This is a genomic window from Phaeobacter italicus (assembly GCF_001258055.1).
GTDB lineage: Bacteria > Pseudomonadota > Alphaproteobacteria > Rhodobacterales > Rhodobacteraceae > Phaeobacter > Phaeobacter italicus.
Window position 1 is genome coordinate 610,812 of sequence record NZ_CVRM01000011.1, and the last position, 17,100, is coordinate 627,911.

General features: G+C 60.2%; 14 protein-coding genes. 5 read left to right on the forward strand and 9 right to left on the reverse strand.

The genetic code is table 11. The annotated features are described in order from the left end of the window. Window positions 1–123 precede the first annotated feature (123 nt). Window positions 124–1,122: a porphobilinogen synthase gene (hemB, locus tag NIT7645_RS06145; protein ID WP_037302400.1), complete on the reverse strand. Its 999-nt coding sequence runs from the start codon at window positions 1,120–1,122 to the stop codon at window positions 124–126. 197 nt (window positions 1,123–1,319) lie between these two features. Between hemB and NIT7645_RS06150 the strand changes: the two genes are divergently transcribed. Next, window positions 1,320–1,844, forward strand: coding sequence for a hypothetical protein (locus NIT7645_RS06150; protein WP_050686353.1), 525 nt, complete (start codon window positions 1,320–1,322; stop codon window positions 1,842–1,844). 75 nt (window positions 1,845–1,919) lie between these two features. Further along, entirely contained in the window at window positions 1,920–5,381 is a 3,462-nt protein-coding gene (gene mfd / locus NIT7645_RS06155; RefSeq protein ID WP_008560587.1) for a transcription-repair coupling factor, read from the forward strand. Window positions 5,382–5,472: 91 nt separating this feature from the next. On the opposite strand, the gene NIT7645_RS06160 is transcribed toward mfd, so the two are convergent. The 3 genes from NIT7645_RS06160 to NIT7645_RS06170 all read right to left on the reverse strand — a co-directional run bounded on the left by NIT7645_RS06160 (window position 5,473) and on the right by NIT7645_RS06170 (window position 9,108). Further along, window positions 5,473–6,696, reverse strand: coding sequence for a multidrug effflux MFS transporter (locus NIT7645_RS06160; RefSeq protein ID WP_008562100.1), 1,224 nt, complete (start codon window positions 6,694–6,696; stop codon window positions 5,473–5,475). A 217-nt stretch (window positions 6,697–6,913) separates the two neighbouring features. Further along, window positions 6,914–7,567, reverse strand: coding sequence for a DsbA family oxidoreductase (locus NIT7645_RS06165; protein WP_008558981.1), 654 nt, complete (start codon window positions 7,565–7,567; stop codon window positions 6,914–6,916). Continuing rightward, entirely contained in the window at window positions 7,564–9,108 is a 1,545-nt protein-coding gene (locus NIT7645_RS06170) for a class I adenylate-forming enzyme family protein (protein WP_008558960.1), read from the reverse strand. Before NIT7645_RS06170 ends, NIT7645_RS06165 begins: the two co-directional genes overlap by 4 nt. Window positions 9,109–9,172: 64 nt before the next feature. Between NIT7645_RS06170 and NIT7645_RS06175 the strand changes: the two genes are divergently transcribed. Continuing rightward, window positions 9,173–9,796: a helix-turn-helix domain-containing protein gene (locus NIT7645_RS06175; RefSeq protein ID WP_008561209.1), complete on the forward strand. Its 624-nt coding sequence runs from the start codon at window positions 9,173–9,175 to the stop codon at window positions 9,794–9,796. A 13-nt stretch (window positions 9,797–9,809) separates the two neighbouring features. On the opposite strand, the gene NIT7645_RS06180 is transcribed toward NIT7645_RS06175, so the two are convergent. Continuing rightward, window positions 9,810–10,040 (reverse strand): hypothetical protein, encoded by a 231-nt coding sequence (locus NIT7645_RS06180; RefSeq protein WP_008560703.1) that lies wholly within the window; start codon window positions 10,038–10,040, stop codon window positions 9,810–9,812. Between the two features lie 225 nt (window positions 10,041–10,265). Continuing rightward, window positions 10,266–12,092 (reverse strand): extracellular solute-binding protein, encoded by a 1,827-nt coding sequence (locus NIT7645_RS06185; RefSeq protein WP_037302399.1) that lies wholly within the window; start codon window positions 12,090–12,092, stop codon window positions 10,266–10,268. Window positions 12,093–12,504: 412 nt separating this feature from the next. On the opposite strand from NIT7645_RS06185, the gene NIT7645_RS06190 reads away from it, so the two are divergent. Both NIT7645_RS06190 and NIT7645_RS06195 read left to right on the forward strand, forming a co-directional pair. Further along, window positions 12,505–13,278, forward strand: a complete 774-nt coding sequence (locus NIT7645_RS06190; protein WP_008560910.1) for a 3-hydroxybutyrate dehydrogenase — start codon at window positions 12,505–12,507, stop codon at window positions 13,276–13,278. Window positions 13,279–13,432: 154 nt separating this feature from the next. Continuing rightward, the gene (locus tag NIT7645_RS06195; RefSeq protein ID WP_008561344.1) at window positions 13,433–14,461 is read left to right on the forward strand and encodes a patatin-like phospholipase family protein; all 1,029 of its coding nucleotides are present in this window, start codon (window positions 13,433–13,435) and stop codon (window positions 14,459–14,461) included. Window positions 14,462–14,503: 42 nt separating this feature from the next. On the opposite strand, the gene NIT7645_RS06200 is transcribed toward NIT7645_RS06195, so the two are convergent. From NIT7645_RS06200 to NIT7645_RS06210, 3 genes are all read right to left on the reverse strand, one after another. Beyond that, window positions 14,504–15,196: a DUF502 domain-containing protein gene (locus tag NIT7645_RS06200; RefSeq protein ID WP_008559618.1), complete on the reverse strand. Its 693-nt coding sequence runs from the start codon at window positions 15,194–15,196 to the stop codon at window positions 14,504–14,506. Window positions 15,197–15,279: 83 nt separating this feature from the next. Further along, a complete protein-coding gene (locus tag NIT7645_RS06205; RefSeq protein ID WP_008561036.1) occupies window positions 15,280–16,194 on the reverse strand; it encodes a pseudouridine-5'-phosphate glycosidase in 915 nt (304 codons plus the stop codon). After that, window positions 16,191–17,096 (reverse strand): PfkB family carbohydrate kinase, encoded by a 906-nt coding sequence (locus tag NIT7645_RS06210; RefSeq protein WP_008562565.1) that lies wholly within the window; start codon window positions 17,094–17,096, stop codon window positions 16,191–16,193. Before NIT7645_RS06210 ends, NIT7645_RS06205 begins: the two co-directional genes overlap by 4 nt. Window positions 17,097–17,100 lie beyond the last annotated feature (4 nt).

Genomic DNA, 17,100 nt, shown 5'->3' on the forward strand with positions numbered 1-17,100 from the left:
TTGAAACCGGCCAGTTGCCTGGCTCTGCGCCAATGTATACGCGGAAAGCTGCCGCCTGTCATCCATCTCCCAAGAGAGATCAGCGGCTTCCTGCCTGCAATTTAACGTGATTTCTTAACGTCGTCAGCTGTTCAGCAGCCGCGCAGCGGCGGGCGCATAGTAGGTCAGGATGCCGTCACAGCCTGCGCGTTTGAAGGCCATGAGGCTCTCAAGCATGATCCGCTCACCGTCAATCCACCCGTTCTGGGCGGCGGCCTCGATCATCGCGTATTCGCCAGACACCTGATAGGCAAAGGTCGGAGCGCCAAAGGTGGATTTGACCCGCTGACAAATGTCGAGATAGGCAATACCCGGCTTGATCATGACCATATCGGCGCCCTCGCTAAGGTCGCGTTCGATCATCCGCAGGGCCTCGTCCGTATTGCCGGGGTCCATTTGATAGGTCTTCTTGTCCCCTTTCAGCGCACCAGATGCCCCAACCGCATCGCGGAACGGACCGTAATAGGCCGAGGCGTATTTGGCAGCATAAGACAGGATGGTGACGTTGCGGTGGCCCGCTGTTTCAAGGGCGCGGCGCATGGCGCCAATACGGCCATCCATCATGTCGGAGGGGCCGATTATATCGGCGCCAGCATCGGCCTGCGCGAGGGTCATCTTGACCAGGGCTTCGACGGTTTCGTCATTGACGATTTCGCCATCCACAACATACCCGTCATGGCCGTTGATATTGTAGGGATCCAAGGCGACATCGGTCATGACCGCGACATCGGGCGCGACGGATTTGATGGCGCGGATCGCCCGGTTGACCAGATTGTCGGGGCTCCATGCCTCGGCACAGTCTTCGGTCTTGAGCGCAGGATCGGTGTAGGGAAACAGGCAGATTGCGGGAATGCCAAGCGCCTGAGCCTCTTGCGCGGCCTCCTTGATCTTGTCGATGCTGCGGCGGGTCACACCGGGCATGGAGGGGATCGGCTCTTCGATGCCGTCGCCGTCGCGTACGAACACCGGCCAGATCAGATCATCCGTTGTCAGCGTGTTCTCCCGCACCAGATTGCGAAGGGCAGGCGTCGCGCGCAGGCGGCGCGGGCGGGCAGCGGGAAAGGCGGCAACGGTGGGCTTCATTTCGTCCTCATGTCTGCGGATCTGCCCGCGTTCGCAGGCGTATTTTCCCCTGCGTGACACGGAACGCCCGGCATCACAAGTGGCACATTCGCCGCGCCACGCCAGACGAGAGCTTCGTTGCATGGCCCAACCCCTTGTGCCGACAGGCTGTGCAGTGGATATAGGGGCCACCGACAGCACAACAGAAGGGCCATGCTTTGGATCTGTTTCACACCTTGACCGAGCTGATCGATATGCGGTCCTTTTCCAATCTGTGGTACTGGATCGCGCTCGCTGTCGTGTGGTCGTCGGCGAGCCATTGGATCCTGGGGGTGCCATTTGACATGGTTTACCGCTCGCGCAAGCAGGGTGGTCAGCCAATGGATGATCTTGAGGCGATCGTGCGCGTCAACGTGAACAGAATGATGTATATCACTGAAATGTCTGGGCATTGGGTGCTGGGTGTCAGCTGTTTCGTGCTGGCGATGCTGGGCATGTTGGGGTTTGTCTACAGCGTCGAATTTGCTCAGGCTGTTTTTCTTTTGGCCTTTCCGATGGCTTTTGTCGGCCTAATTAACTGGGCCGCGGCCCGTCGCATCAATCGCGATGGGCTGGAAGGTGAGGCACTCGCGCGGCAGCTGAGCCTGACCCGGCTGTTTGTCCAGTTGGTCGGGATGCTGGCGATTTTCGTGACAGCCCTTTGGGGCATGTATCAGAACCTGCAGATCGGCTTTCTTGGCTGATCGGCAGAGAGCTGGGCTCATCCATATTGCATGATGGGGCGTCCTGCCCTGAACCGGAAGAGAGAGAGACGTAGCATGGCGCAACAGGCGATCATTGCAGGCGGCGCCCCGGAAGGGTTTGATGCCAAGCTGATCCTGAAAGAACTCGCTAAATCCGGCGGGCCGGTGGTCCATGTGGCGCGAGACGACAAGCGGATGGAGGCGATGCGTGCGGCGCTGGCATTTTTTGCGCCCGACATGCCGGTGATTTCCTTCCCCGGTTGGGATTGTCTGCCGTATGATCGCGTTTCGCCCAATGCGGATATCGCAGCGGCGCGGATGGCGACGCTTGCAGCCTTGGTGCATCAGATGCCGGGTCAGTTCGTTTTGTTGACCACGCTTAATGCCGCCACCCAGCGCGTGCCCGCCCGGCAGGTGTTGCGCGACGCGGCGTTCACTGCGCAGGTGGATCATCGAATTGATGAAGGAGCGCTGCGTAACTATCTGACACGTATGGGTTTCACCAAGAGCCCAACTGTCATGGAACCCGGCGATTTCGCGGTTCGGGGCGGCATCATTGACATCTTTCCTCCGGGGCAAGCTGGGCCCGTTCGGCTTGATCTTTTTGGGGATGTCCTGGATGGCGCGCGCCGGTTTGATCCCGCCACGCAGCGCACCACCGAGAAGCTGGACCTGATCGAGCTGGCGCCGGTGTCCGAGGTGATCCTTGACGAGGCGGCGATTACCCGGTTCCGCCAAAACTACCGAATTGAGTTTGGCGCTGCCGGAACCGATGATCCGCTTTACGAAGCGGTGTCGGCCGGACGCAAATATCAGGGGTTGGAGCATTGGTTGCCGTTCTTCCACGAAGAGCTGGAAACCCTGTTTGACTATCTGCCGGGCGCAACGGTCACGCTGGACGATCAGGTGACGCCCGCCCGTCTGGCGCGTTGGGATAGCATCACTGACCAATATGAGACGCGCAAGATCGCGATGGCCCAGAAGGGGCGGATGGATACGGTCTATAAACCGGTGCCGCCGGGGCTTTTGTATCTTGATGATCCCGCATGGGAGGCCGCGGTCGCAAGCCACAGGGTGATCCAGTTCCATCCGCTGCCCCAGGCTACTGGACCGGGGGTGATTGACGCAGGCGGACGGATCGGGCGCAATTTTTCGCCCGAACGGCAGTTGGAAAATGTGAGTCTTTTCAAAACGCTGGCGGATCATATTAAGGCGCGGATGCAGGTTGGCCCTGTGGTTGTTGCCTCTTATTCCGAAGGTGCGAGGGAACGTCTGACCGGGCTGATCGAGGATGAGGGGCTGGCGGAGGTTATCGCAATCCGTGATGGCACGCGGATCGGCAAATCCGGTCTGCACCTCGCTGTCTGGGCGCTGGAACACGGGTTTGAGACTGACGATCTTACCGTGATTTCAGAACAGGACGTGCTGGGGGATCGCCTGATCCGCGCCCCGAAGAAACGCCGCAAGGCCGAGAATTTTCTGACTGAAACGCAGTCCTTGTCGCCCGGCGATCTTGTGGTGCATGTCGACCACGGGATCGGCCGCTACAAGGGGCTGGAGGTGGTGACCGCCGCCGGGGCGGCGCATGAATGTATTCTCCTGGAATACGCTGAACAGGCAAAGCTCTACCTGCCGGTTGAGAACATCGAACTGCTGTCGAAATACGGCCATGATGAAGGTCTCTTGGATCGGCTTGGTGGCGGCGCGTGGCAGGCCAAGAAGGCCAAGCTGAAAGAGCGCATCCGCGAGATGGCAGACCGGCTGATCCGGGTGGCCGCAGAACGGGCCCTGCGCAAGGCGCCGATGATGGACCCGCCGCCACATGCGTGGGAAGAGTTCTCGGCCCGCTTTCCCTATCAGGAAACCGACGATCAGCTGCGCGCGATTGGCGAGGTGATGGCGGATCTGAACTCTGGCATGCCGATGGATCGTCTGATCTGTGGCGATGTGGGCTTTGGCAAGACTGAGGTTGCCATGCGCGCAGCTTTTGTTGCGGCCATGTCGGGGGTTCAGGTTGCAGTTGTGGCACCGACCACGTTGTTGGCCCGCCAGCATGCTGCTGGCTTTGCGCAGCGCTTTCGCGGGTTTCCTTTGGAAGTCAGACAGTTGTCCCGCTTTGTTACAGCAAAGGAGGCGGCAAAGACCCGCGAGGGCCTTGCCAACGGGACGGTGGACATCGTGGTCGGCACCCATGCCTTGTTGGCCAAGACCGTCAAGTTTCAAAACCTTGGCCTGCTGATCATTGATGAAGAACAGCACTTTGGCGTGGCGCATAAGGAACGGCTGAAACAGATGCGCAGCGACATTCATGTGCTGACGCTGACAGCTACCCCGATCCCGCGCACGCTGCAGCTCAGCCTGACGGGGGTGCGCGATCTGTCGATCATCGGCACGCCGCCTGTCGACCGGCTGGCGATCCGAACCTATGTGAGCGAATTTGATGCGGTGACGATCCGGGAGGCGCTCCTGCGTGAACATTACCGGGGCGGGCAGAGCTTTTATGTCGTTCCCCGGATCACGGACCTGCCAGAGATCGAAGCCTTCCTGCAGGAGCAACTGCCGGAACTGAGCTATGTTGTGGCGCACGGTCAGCTTGCTGCGGGCGATCTGGATGAGCGCATGAATGCGTTCTACGACGGAAAATACGACGTTCTGCTTGCCACCACGATTGTGGAATCCGGGCTGGATATCCCAACGGCCAACACGATGGTTGTGCACCGGGCCGATATGTTTGGCCTCGCGCAGCTCTATCAGATCCGGGGCCGGGTGGGGCGCTCTAAGACGCGGGCCTATGCCTATCTCACCACCAAACCGCGCGTGCGCCTGACCCCCGGCGCAGAAAAGCGTCTGCGGGTTCTGGGGTCGCTTGATACGTTGGGGGCAGGTTTCTCGCTTGCGTCGCAGGATCTCGACATTCGTGGGGCGGGCAACCTGTTGGGAGAGGAACAGTCCGGGCAGATGCGCGATGTCGGCTATGAGCTCTATCAGTCCATGCTGGAGGAGGCGATTGCCAAGATCAAATCCGGCGAGCTGGAAGGGCTTAGCGCGGCGGACGACCAATGGGCGCCGCAGATCAACCTGGGGGTGCCTGTTCTAATCCCCGAAGACTACGTGCCGGATCTGGATGTGCGTCTTGGCTTGTACCGGCGCCTGTCGGATCTCAGCACCAAGGTGGAGCTTGAAGGCTTTGCCGCCGAGTTGATCGACCGCTTTGGCCCGCTGCCCAAGGAGGTCAACACCCTGATGCTCGTCGTGCGGATCAAGGCGATGTGCAAACGCGCGGGCATTGCCAAGCTGGACGGTGGCCCCAAAGGTGCAACCATACAGTTCCACAACGACAAATTTGCCTCGCCCCAGGGGCTGGTGGAGTTCATTCAGGCCCAGGATGGTTTGGCCAAGGTGAAGGACAACAAAATCGTTGTGCGGCGTGATTGGAAAAAGGACAGCGACAAAATCAAAGGGGCCTTTGCGATCGCACGGGATCTTGCTGAGAAGGTTGTCGCGGAAAAGAAGCGCAGCAAAGCCAAAAGCAGCTGACGTTCGGGCTGCTGTGCGTCTGACCAGCCCGACATGAAAAAGCCTCGCCAACATATGGCGGGGCTTTGGTTTTTTGGGGGACGTGGCTGGGTTACTCGGCCGGATGGCGCATCTCGACCCGCGCCATGTGCAGCATGATCAGAAAGGCCAATGCGACCATCAACAGGATGGCACCGGTGAGTGGCGCAATGGATCCGTCGAACAGCAGACCAACGGTCGCGGCGGCCGCCGCCGCAAAGATGGTAGAGACACCACCAACAATCGATGCGGCCATGCCTGCGATATGCCCCATCGGTTCCATCGCCATGGCGTTGAGGTTGCCCAATGTAAGGCCTGCCATGAAGAAGACGCTGGTCTGCCAGGCAACAAACAGACCGAACATCGTATCATTGGGCAGATGCAGGCTCTCCAGCAGCAACATCAGAGCAGACAGCCCGATCTGGCCACACAGCGCCCAGGTCACCATCCGCCGCATGCCAAGGCGGACGACGACAGAGGCATTGATCAGGCTGCCTGTGCCCGACATCAACGCAATGAAGCCAAACCAGAACGGAAAGCTCTCTGCGCGGTCAAAGACGACATCATAGATCGGCTGCACCAGCGTGATCATGCAAAACAGCATTGCCAGACACAGGCACTGGACCAGCATCGACAGCCGTACTGTCGGATGTTGGATCATCTCAACCAGAGCCGCCATCAGCTGTGGCAGACGGAAAGGCCGGCGGCTTTCAACTGCAAGCGGTTCAGGCAGGCGCAGGCCCATCCACAGAATAATGATCAGCGCAAAAAGCGCAAAGGCGAGGAAGATCGCGCGCCAGCTGGTCAGAAAGATGATACCGGCGCCAAGCATCGGCGCGATTGCCGGGACAAGGGTAAAGATCATCATCGCAATGGACATCATCTTGGCCATTTCCCGGCCCGAATAGAGATCGCGCACAATGGCCAGCGCCACCACCCGCGGCCCTGCGGCCCCAAGGCCCATGACGACGCGGCTCAGCAGCAGCATTTCAACCGACGAACTTGCCCAGGCAGTGACGGCTGCTCCGATGTAAAGGAGGGCTGCGGCAAAAATCACGTTCTTTCGGCCAAACGCATCGGACAGCGGGCCTGTGAAAAATGTACCAATCCCCATCCCAAGGGCAAAAGCGGCAATGACCAACTGTGCCCGGTTGACGTTGTCCGGGCTCAGGGTTTGGCCGATTTCCGGCAGGGCAGGCAGCATGGCGTCGATCGAAAATGCGACCGTTGCGAACATCATCGCGATCAATGCAATGAACTCCGCCCTGGACATGGCGTGTTTTGTATTCTCTGTCATTTGAAACCTTTCGCGACACTTCAGGAGACCCGGTCATCGGGGGCTATCTGGGCGTCGCCGTGTCTTGCGCTAACACATCTTGGCAGATGGGGCCAGCGCAGGTCATGCACAGGTGACTGTGCATCCGTGTCGGGCCTTCAGCGCATCAGGCCGACAACCGGCGCGGTGAGGCGCCGGGAGTGTGGTTTTTGAACAGGGGCAGGCAGATGGGCTGGGGTCAGCCCTGGTCTGCGGCCAATTGTGACTGAATGTCTGCGATCACCTGCTTCCACAGTTCGGGAGGCTGGGCACCGGGGACGGCATGTTGATTTGCAACGATATAGGTGGGCACCGAGCTTACCCCCATCTTGCGGGAATGCGCGTCGCGGTCGCGGATTTCACCGACCTCTGTATCGCCTTGCAGCAGGCGCAGCGTCACATCGCGTTCCATCCCGCAGGCAGCGGCAATATCGGCCAAAACCTCATGATCGCCGATGTCTTTTGCATCCACGAAATACGCCTGGAACAAGGCGTCAACCACATCGTTTTGCTTGCCCTCGATCCCGGCCCAATGAATCAGGCGGTGGGCATCCAATGTGTTGGGAGTGCGCTGCATGGCTTCGAAATTGATGGTCAGCCCGGCTTTTTCTGCATGTTCCACCACCGGGGCATAGGCCCGTACAGCGCCCTCTTTGCCGCCGAACTTGCCCTCAAGATAGGCGCGGCGATCCATACCCTCGCGGGGCATGTCGGGGTTCAGCTGGAAAGGGTGCCATTCGATCACAAACGGATGGTCGCCCGCCTCTGCCAGCGCTTTGTCCAGATGGGTCTTGCCGATGTAGCACCAGGGGCAGATCGGGTCAGACAGGATATCAAGCTTCACGACGCTCATGTTGGTGTCCTTTGCATCAGGCGGGTGTAGAGATCGGGCAGGGCCCGACGCAGGAGTTTCCCATTTGCCCCGGTGGGCAGCTGGTCCACGCGCACATAGGCGCGGGGCTGCTTGTAACGTGCGAGATGCTGATTTGCAAAAGCCAGCAGCGTGTCGGCAGTCACATCCTCGGCACCGTTAAAAAACGCGGCAATGATCTGGGTGTCTTGTGCGACAGAAACCGCGGCGACTGCGATCTGGGTCAGGCCGGGGTGGCGCATCAGGGTTGCTTCCACTTCCATCGGCGAAACACGATAGCCGCCCGCGTTCATCATGTCATCATTGCGGCCGAGGTAGTGGATCAGCCCATCATGGCTCATGGTGCCGCGATCGCCGGTCAAAAACCAGCCATTGCAGAGCCGTGCCTTTGTGGCTTCTGGGGCGTTGAAATAGCCGATCATGAGGCCCGGGTCGCTCTGGTCGATCGCGATGATCCCGGGGGTGTCCAGCGGCACAGGCGCGCCCGTGTCATCCAGCACCGCGATCCGGCGACCGGGTTGTGGCCGCCCCAGTGCCGAAACAGGGGCCGGGTTGGTGGGGCTGGCAGAGATGAAGGTGGAGCATTCGGACATTCCGAATGCCTCGTAGATGGGCGTACCGGTGGTGGCCTGCCAGTCGGCAGCAAGGGGCGCAGGCAGTTTTTCCCCGGCAGATAGCGCATGGCGCAGGCTCGGCATTTTCGGCATCGCCCGGGATTTGAGCATTTTGCGGTACACCCCCGGCGCAGCGGCAACAAGCGTGGCACGGTGATGTGCCATCAGATCCGGCAGCGCCTCCAGCGCGGTGCCTGCCCTTGGGATCAGCGAGGTGGCCCCCATGCTCCACGGGTCCATCAATCCGGTGCCAAGGGTGAAGGTCCAGTTGAACGCACCTGCGTGCATCAGACGATCGTCTGCGCCAAGGTCGTACCAATGGCGGATCATCATCTGCCGTGCCCAGATTGCGCGGTGGGCGTGAACAACTGCGCGCGGATTTCCGCCGGTGCCGGAGGTGTAGACAATATAGGCGGGGCGATCCGGCGCACCGTAGGCAAATTCGCAAGGTGGCAGGGATTGCATCTGCCTGAGTGAGTCGGCGGGGATCTCCCTTGGGTGATCAGGTGACGCTACGGCCGGGTCGCGCAGAATGGCGCGTGGGGCCAGTTCGTCGATCATGCGCTGGACTTCGGGCTCTGTCAGCTGAGACGAGGTGGGCACTGGCACCAGCCCGACAGCAATGGCCCCCAGATAGGCGATCGGAAACAGCGGGTCGTTTCCGAGCCGCAAAAGAACCCGATCACCCGGCTCTAGCCCCTCACCAAGAAGGCCCGTGCCTGTCCCCAGTACCGCCTGGCGCAGCGCGCCATAGGTCCAGCTCTCGACGTGGTCAGGCCCAAGCAGATCCAGTGCAGGGGCGTCGTCCGCGGCAACGCGGCCCGAGGCCCCTTGATTGAGGACATAATCAGCCAGGTTGAAAGGATCGGGGCAGGGCGGATGCGCCCCGTCATCAAAAAGCGAAAGCATGTTGTTTGGCTAACGGCTCAATCCCTACGTTGCAAGATTGTCCACAGCACCCTATAGGGTCACAATGACCTCTCGTGATCCCAAATCGCTCATCACTATCGCCCGCGCTTCGGGCGAGGATGTCTCGGCAGAGCCTCTGGATCTGGGCGCGCGTGTCCGCGAGCTGCGCAAGGCCCGTGACTGGACACTGGAATATGCCGCCAATCAGGCGGGGCTGGCCCGATCGACTCTGTCCAAGATTGAAAACGGCCAGATGTCACCGACTTATGAGGCGCTGAAAAAGCTGGCTGAAGGGTTGCAGATCACCATTCCGCAGCTGTTCACACAGCCACAGCGTGATCAGATCAACGGGCGACTGTCTGTCACAAAGCTGGGTCAGGGCTCTGCCCATGCTACCGCGACCTACGAACACGAACTGCTTGCTGACAGCCTGAGCCGCAAGCAGATGCTGCCCTATCGCGCAAGGGTGCGTGCCCGGTCGATGGATGAATTCGACGGTTGGGTGCGACATGACGGGGAGGAATTCCTGTATGTTCTGACCGGGGTGGTCAGGCTCTATACCGAATTCTACGAGCCGATCGAAATGCGCCGGGGTGACAGCGCCTATTACGACGCCGCGATGGGCCATAACGTGATTTCGCTGAGCGACGAAGACGCCACCATTCTTTGGGTGACGTCGCTGGCCTGATCAGGCGTGGCGATCAGCTGACCTGGCGTTCCAGTTCGCGGTGCAGGCTTTCGGTGTAAAGAAAGTCATCAACCTCCTCGCGGGCTTCATTCAGGGTAAGATGATGCGTGCGGGCGAGATATGCGACGAACTTGTCCTTGTCATCTAGCAGAGAGGGCGCTTGGCGGGTCTCGAGATGCGGAAACCGTTGTTTGATACGGGGCATCCTGTCGAACCAGCTGCGGCAGGCTGTTTGAACAGGCATTTGAGGGGCTCCCTTGGGGTTCGGGGTTAGGGTTGTTCTTATGAGTGGATGCCCAGCCTAACACTTTTTTGTGAAATTTGAAACGTGTGGCTTTTGTGCCAAGGGGCGTCGGCAGGATTTGACTGATTGCGCAGCTACGCGGCAGCAGGCATCGGTATCGGGCAAAAGAAAACCCGCCACACATTTCAGCGTGACGGGTAAGGCGCTTAGGTCGCGGCTGAGGGTTTACTTGCCCTCATACCACCAGACTTCGGGCATATAACCGATGCCGTCTCCGCTGACGGGCAGGGTTTGGGGGAACTTCAGTTCCTTGACATGGGCGATGCGCCCTTCGGAATACTGCCAGATCGGGATGACATAGCGGCCGGCGGTCAGCAGGCGATCCAGCGCGCGGGCCGCAGCGATGAAGTCCTCGCGGCTTTTGGAGATCAACATCGCGTCAATCATTGCATCCACGGCCGGATCCGACACGCCAGTCAGGTTGCGCGAGCCTTCCTGATCCGCACTTGCGCTCCCCCAATAGAGATACTGTTCATTGCCGGGGCTGAGCGACATGGCCCTGCGGAAGAACGTCAGGTCAAAATCAAAGGCACGCTGGCGTTCGACGAACTGGGCGCTGTCCACCACATCAGCGATGAGAGTGACGCCAAGACGCTCCAGGGCGCGGGCGTAGATTTCGACGACCGACCGCATTTCGCCTTCGCCGAGGTTCCCCGGCGTCAGAAGCACCTGCAGCTCCAACGCTTCGCCGCTAGCATTGCGCATGACACCGTCAACAACGGTCCAGCCCGCTTCTGCCATCAGCTTGGTTGCGGCCCTGAGGTTCTTGCGATTGCGTTCGCTGCCATCGCTTTCGGGAAAGCGGTAGCCTTCCATCACCCCGGGAACCAGCGTGTCTGCGAACGGGGAGAGCAGATCCGCGACCTTCCCCTCAGCCGCGCCGGGCTGCATCGCAAGATAGGAGTTGGAGAAGTAGGACGAGATACGGGGCTGGGTGCCGCCAGTCAGGGTCTCGTTCATATATTCAAAGTTGAAGGCGAGGATCAGCGCTTCGCGGACGCGCCAGTCATCCAAAGGGGCGCGGCGGGTGTTGAAGCCAAGACCGGTCATCCCCGATGGCTTGCCGTTGGGCACGAGGGTCTTGACGACATCGCCATTTGTGACCGCGGGGAAATCATAGGCGCGATCCCATTTGGCGGCATTGAATTCGCGGATCGCCGAAATCTCGCCCGCCTTGAAGGCCTCTAGCAGCACGGTTTGGTCGCCGTAGAAATCCAGCCGGATTTCGTCAAAATTGTTGGTCCCCCGACGGAACGGCAGGTCATTGCCCCAATAGTCCTTGTTCCGTTCGAAGGTGATGTAACGGCCGGGCTCAAAGCCAGCGACCACATAGGGGCCTGATCCGATTGGGGCCTCGTCCAGACCGGAGTCGGCAAAGTCCTTTGTTGCCCACTGCGATTTCTTCAGGATGGGGCGCAGGCCCGCGATCAAGGCCAGTTCCCTGTTTTCTTCGTTGAAGGTGATGCGCAGGCTGCGTTCGCCCGTCTGTTCAATGCTGTCGATCTGGTTCCAGAACCGGCGATAGCGGATATGACCTTCGGTACCGAGCGTTTCATAGGACCACAGGACATCCTCAACCGTGACTGGCGAGCCGTCAGAGAATCGGGCCTCTGGCCGCAGGGTGAATTCAACCCAGGAGCGATCATCTGGCACCTCGATCGACTCCGCCAAGAGGCCATAGAGGGTGAAAGCCTCATCCTGCGAGCGTCCCATCAGGCTTTCATAGCCCCAGAACCGCATCTGCCAGGGGGGCGTGCCTTTCTGTGCAAAGGGGTTCAGCGTGTCAAAGCCTCCGGTGTTGCCAAACACGACGGTGCCGCCCTTGGGGGCATCCGGGTTTGCGTAGGGTAAAGACACAAAATCCGGTGGAAGGGCGGGCTGGCCATACATAGCTATGCCATGTGCTGATTCGGCTGACGCCAGATTTGAGCCCGCCATCAGCATGATTCCCGCCAAGGCTGGCCGAACTAAAGAGAAAAATTTATGTCGCACTTTTTTAGCAACCCCGCTCTGCCCTTATTTTCATGAAGTCAGACGCTAGCCCTGCTTGCGCGGCAATTCAAACTTTTAGCTTGGATGAAAGAGAGAAATTGCTTATACATGAGTCACTGCTCGATAGGTTTCTTGCCTGTATGAAACCTGCCTCAATAACTTAACGCCCGCTTCGTGCGGGCGTTTTTTTTGGCCTATCGGCGGCTGAACACGCCATCATGCCGACAGGATTCATCTGCGATGTGCGGGAGACGCTGCATTGCGGAGGCTCCTTTTGCAGGTTTCCTGCGCGGGATGCCAGAGGGAATTCGCACAATTTCTGTGCAACTTTCAGGTTACGACAGACGTTCCCTTTGCAGGTGCAGCATGCCACAGTTGCACAGATACATTTTCGCAAAAAGGGATGAGTGGAATGACGCTGAAGGGCAAATGTGCAGTGATCACCGGGTCGAACTCTGGGATCGGGCTTGGGGTTGCGCGGGAGATGGCGCGGGCTGGGGCGGATGTGGTTTTGAACTCCTTCACCGATCGGGAAGAAGACCATGCGCTGGCAGCCGAGATCGCCAAGGAATTTGACGTGGACGCGCGCTATATTCAGGCTGATATGTCCGGTGCAGAGGCCTGCCGTGCATTGATCACCCAGGCGGGACGCTGCGACATCCTGATCAACAATGCAGGCATTCAGCATGTCGCCCCGGTCGATGAGTTCCCGGTCGACAAATGGAACGCCATTCTTGCAATCAACCTGTCGTCTGCGTTCCACACGGCCGCCGCCGCCCTGCCAATGATGCGAGAGGCAGGCTGGGGGCGCGTCATCAATATTGCTTCGGCGCACGGGTTGACGGCCTCGCCCTATAAATCGGCCTATGTGGCGGCAAAACACGGCGTTGTCGGACTGACCAAGACCATCGCACTGGAAACCGCAGAAGAGCCGATCACCGCAAACGCGATTTGCCCGGGCTATGTGCTCACCCCACTGGTTGAGGCGCAAATCCCGGACACGATGGAAAAATACAATATGGGCCGGGAAGAGGTCATCAAAAAGGTCATGCTGGAGCGGCAGCCGAGCCGTGAATTTGCAACCGTTGAGCAGCTGGGGGGCACAGCGGTGTTCCTGTGCTCAGATGCGGCTGCGCAGATGACCGGGACAACCCTGAGCGTGGATGGCGGCTGGACTGCGCTTTGATCCACGGTGGAGAGGGGGCCAGCCCCCTCTTGCCCGCTGGGCAATTCACCCCCGGAGTATTTCGGGAAAGATGATGGGCAACGGGCCTTGGGCGCTGGACCCGGCAGGTCACGGCGCGCCACACATAGTGCGTCACACATTTTAAGGAGCTCGCATGACACGGCGGATCAATCTGGCCCTTCAGGGCGGCGGAGCGCATGGGGCCTTTACTTGGGGTGTGTTGGACCGCCTGCTGGAGGTGGATGACCTTGAGATTGCGGCCATCACCGGCACGTCTGCGGGGGCGCTGAACGGCGCGGCACTCAAGGCGGGGCTGGCGCATGGTGGCAGAGAGGGCGCGCGGTCTTGTCTGGATCATCTGTGGCAGCGGATGGGCGCAGTCGGAGACATGCGCTTTGCCCACTGGCTGGCTGGGCTGGACGCGGCGCCGATCCTTGGAATGCTGGACTGGATCGCGCCGTTTTCCCCGCGTGAGACAATGGGACAGCTGCTGTCGCCCTACAGCTATGGGCCGTTTTACCGCAATCCGTTGCGGCCCGTGGTGGAGGGGTTCAATTTCGCCGAAGTCTGCGCCGCCGAGGGGCCGCAGCTGTTTATCTGCGCGACCTCGGTCAGGACCGGTAAGGTGCGGGTGTTTTCCGGCGACGAGGTCAGCACCGACGCAATCCTTGCCTCTGCCTGTCTGCCGAACCTGTTTCAGGCGGTCGAAATCGAGGATCCAGCAACCGGTCGGATGGAGCCTTATTGGGATGGTGGCTACACCGGCAATCCTGCGCTGTTTCCGCTCTATCAGCCTGAACTGCCGTCAGATGTGGTGATCGTGAGCATCAATCCGTTGGAACGCGATGAACTGCCGCGCACGCCGCAGCAGATTCAGAACCGGATCAACGAAATCAGTTTCAACTCATCGCTCCTGCGGGAGCTGCGTGCCATTGCCTTTGTGCAGCGATTGCTGGCCGAGGGGCGAATGGAGGCGGGTCAGATGAAACGGGTTCTGGTGCACCGGATCGCGGATGATGATCTGATGCGGCAGCTGTCGGTTCACACCAAGCTGATCCCGATCCCGCAGATCCTGGCCAAGCTGAAGACAGCCGGTCGGGCCGCTGCCGAGCGCTTTCTGGAAGGGGACGCCGCGCATATCGGCGCGCGCTCCACTGTCGATCTGACTGAGATGTTCGGCTAGCCGCTGCATCGGCTTGTCCGCCGTTGTGCTGGTGCCCCTGGATCAGGTCTCGACCAGTTCAGGGGGCTGGGTCGGATCCTTGGCGTTGGGGTAAACAAGCCCCGCCGAAATCACCAGTTTGGCGGCATCTTCGACCGACATATCGAGGATGATCACATCCTCTTCCGGGAAAAAGAGAAGAAAGCCGGAGGTTGGGTTGGGCGTTGTTGGGACAAAGATGCTGAGCAGCTTGCCACCGGTTTCAGCGCGGCCCGAAATCTCGCCCTTGGCGGTGGTCGACACAAAGCCGATCGCCCAGATGCCACGGCGGGGGTACTGGATCAGGCAGGCGGTTTCAAAGCTGCGTTCGCTTTGCGCAAAGACGGTTTCGGAGATCTGCTTGATCCCCGAGTAGATCGACCGCACGACCGGCATCCGATCCACCAGGCTTTCGGCAAACCCGATCAGAGAGCGGCCAATGATGCCTTTTGCGATCCAGCCGACGATGATGGTGAACAGCAAAAAGATGATCAGGCCAACACCGCGCAGGTTGATGCCGATATACTGTTCGGGACGGAAGGTCTGTGGCACCAGCGGCAGAACAACCCCGTCGATCCATCCCATGACTGTCCAAAGCAGCCAGATCGTCAGGCCCACAGGAGCGATGACAACAATCCCGGTAAAGAATGATGAGCGCAGTCGGGCAAACAGACCGGGACGGCGCGGTGCAGTTTCATCATCAAAGGGTGTGGTCATCGTTGTCAAATACCAGTGAGGAACAAAAGGAAGCTAGGCAGGGTTCTGCGCAACCGCAATGGGCAGCTGCGCAGAAACACGCATTATTGCTTCAGAGTGACCAATTCCTTGGCGATTTCTGCAGCAAGGCGGGCATTGTTGCGAACAAGGGCAATGTTTGCCTTCAAGGAACGACCATCTGTCAGCTCAAAGATACGTTGCAGCAGAAAGGGGGTCACGGCTTTGCCGACGACGCCCTGTGAATCCGCTTCGGCCTGGGCCTGAGCCAAGATAGGCGCGAGGGCCTCGGCTGCGATCTGGTCATCTGCCGGGATCGGGTTTGCGATCAGCTGACCACCAGGCAGGTCCATCGCCTGACGGGTGGCATGGGCGCGTGCGATTTCTGCGGCGCTGTCCATCCGCAGCGGCGCCGCGAGATCGGAGGTTGCAGACCAGAACGCAGGGAAGCTGTCCTGCCCGTAGGCGATAACCGGTACCCCCTGTGTTTCCAGAACCTCAAGAGTTTTGGGAAGGTCAAGGATCGCCTTGGCGCCAGCCGCGACGACGGTGACCGGTGTTTGGGCCAGCTCCATCAGGTCGGCGGAGATGTCAAAGCTGGTTTCGGCGCCCTTGTGCACACCACCGATGCCGCCGGTCGCAAAGACGCTGATGCCTGCCATGCGCGCAGCGATCATGGTTGCAGCGACAGTGGTCGCCCCGGTGCCGCCGGTGGCAATACAGGCGGGCATGTCTGCACGCGAGATCTTGGCGACGTTCTTGGCCTGGCCAAGCGCCTGCAGCTGATCCGCCTCAAGGCCGATGTGCAGAACTCCGTCGATCACGGCCATGGTTGCAGGCACGGCACCTGCGGCGCGGATATCGTCCTCGACCTGGGCTGCGACCTCGACGTTTTGCGGGTAGGGCATGCCATGGGTGATGATGGTGCTTTCCAGCGCGACGATGGCTTGGCCTGCCTCACGGGCGGCGGCAACTTCGGCCGAGAATGTCATGTTGATCAAAGCGGGGGTTCTCCTGAAACATAGGTGGCGGCGGCCTTCAATGCGGACGCCAGCGAGGTGGCGCGGTCTTCGCCGCGGGCCTCTGCTGCGATATGCGCAGCCATGAAGGTATCGCCTGCGCCTGTGACGCGGGCAACGGTGACGCGCGGGGGCGTCTGGGTGATGAGACCGTTCTGGTCGGCTTCGGTGGCACTGCTGCCGCCGTCGGTCACCAGAACGCGGGCAGCGCCGCGATCCAGCATGGCGCGCGCGGCGGTGGCACTGTCGGTGAATTCCTCCTGACAAAGCAGCCCTGCCTCTTCGAGGTTCACATAAAGCGTTCCGTGACTGCGGGTAAGGAAGGGGCGCAAGCGTTCGGCCTTGCCGGGCGATGCGGGGGCAACACGCAGGTCGGCCTTGGCAAACAGGGGATCGGCGACGATATCGTCCAGCAGCGACAGCGTGAGGTTGCCATCCAGCGCGATTGGTCCGGCATAGGGTGCATCTGCATGGCCCAGGCTGCCATCACCAAGGGGGCGCAGGATCTTGGCGCCGGCCGCCTCAAGCGAATGGGCATCCGCAATCGCCGCAATCAACCCGTTGGCGCCCTCAACCGCCATGTAGCGATCCGTTGGCAGATCTTCGGAACGGTAGAGGTGGTCGGTGATCAGGCCAAGGTGGGTGCAGGCATTGACCAGCTCATCGCCTTCGGCATCGCGGCCAACTGCGCTGAGCAGGGCAGGGCGCAGGCCAAAGCGGGCAAGGGTCATGGCGATGTTCATCGCAACACCACCGGGCAAGCGGGTGATCCGGCCCGGCATGTCAGAACCGCGCTGCATCTCTGCAGGACAACGGCCGATGATATCCCACAGAACAGAACCGATGCACAGGATATCGGGCTGCGGCGCGGCAGCCTGGGACATGGTC

What these genes read in the sequence shown, in the direction of transcription:
- NIT7645_RS06200 (WP_008559618.1), bottom strand. Translation starts at nt 15,196, where the DNA reads ATGACCACACCCTTTGATGATGAAACTGCACCGCGCCGTCCCGGTCTG.
- hemB (WP_037302400.1), bottom strand. Translation starts at nt 1,122, where the DNA reads ATGAAGCCCACCGTTGCCGCCTTTCCCGCTGCCCGCCCGCGCCGCCTG.
- NIT7645_RS06175 (WP_008561209.1), top strand. Translation starts at nt 9,173, where the DNA reads ATGACCTCTCGTGATCCCAAATCGCTCATCACTATCGCCCGCGCTTCG.
- NIT7645_RS06195 (WP_008561344.1), top strand. Translation starts at nt 13,433, where the DNA reads ATGACACGGCGGATCAATCTGGCCCTTCAGGGCGGCGGAGCGCATGGG.
- NIT7645_RS06180 (WP_008560703.1), bottom strand. Translation starts at nt 10,040, where the DNA reads ATGCCTGTTCAAACAGCCTGCCGCAGCTGGTTCGACAGGATGCCCCGT.
- NIT7645_RS06170 (WP_008558960.1), bottom strand. Translation starts at nt 9,108, where the DNA reads ATGCTTTCGCTTTTTGATGACGGGGCGCATCCGCCCTGCCCCGATCCT.
- NIT7645_RS06160 (WP_008562100.1), bottom strand. Translation starts at nt 6,696, where the DNA reads ATGACAGAGAATACAAAACACGCCATGTCCAGGGCGGAGTTCATTGCA.
- NIT7645_RS06190 (WP_008560910.1), top strand. Translation starts at nt 12,505, where the DNA reads ATGACGCTGAAGGGCAAATGTGCAGTGATCACCGGGTCGAACTCTGGG.
- mfd (WP_008560587.1), top strand. Translation starts at nt 1,920, where the DNA reads ATGGCGCAACAGGCGATCATTGCAGGCGGCGCCCCGGAAGGGTTTGAT.
- NIT7645_RS06210 (WP_008562565.1), bottom strand. Translation starts at nt 17,096, where the DNA reads ATGTCCCAGGCTGCCGCGCCGCAGCCCGATATCCTGTGCATCGGTTCT.
- NIT7645_RS06165 (WP_008558981.1), bottom strand. Translation starts at nt 7,567, where the DNA reads ATGAGCGTCGTGAAGCTTGATATCCTGTCTGACCCGATCTGCCCCTGG.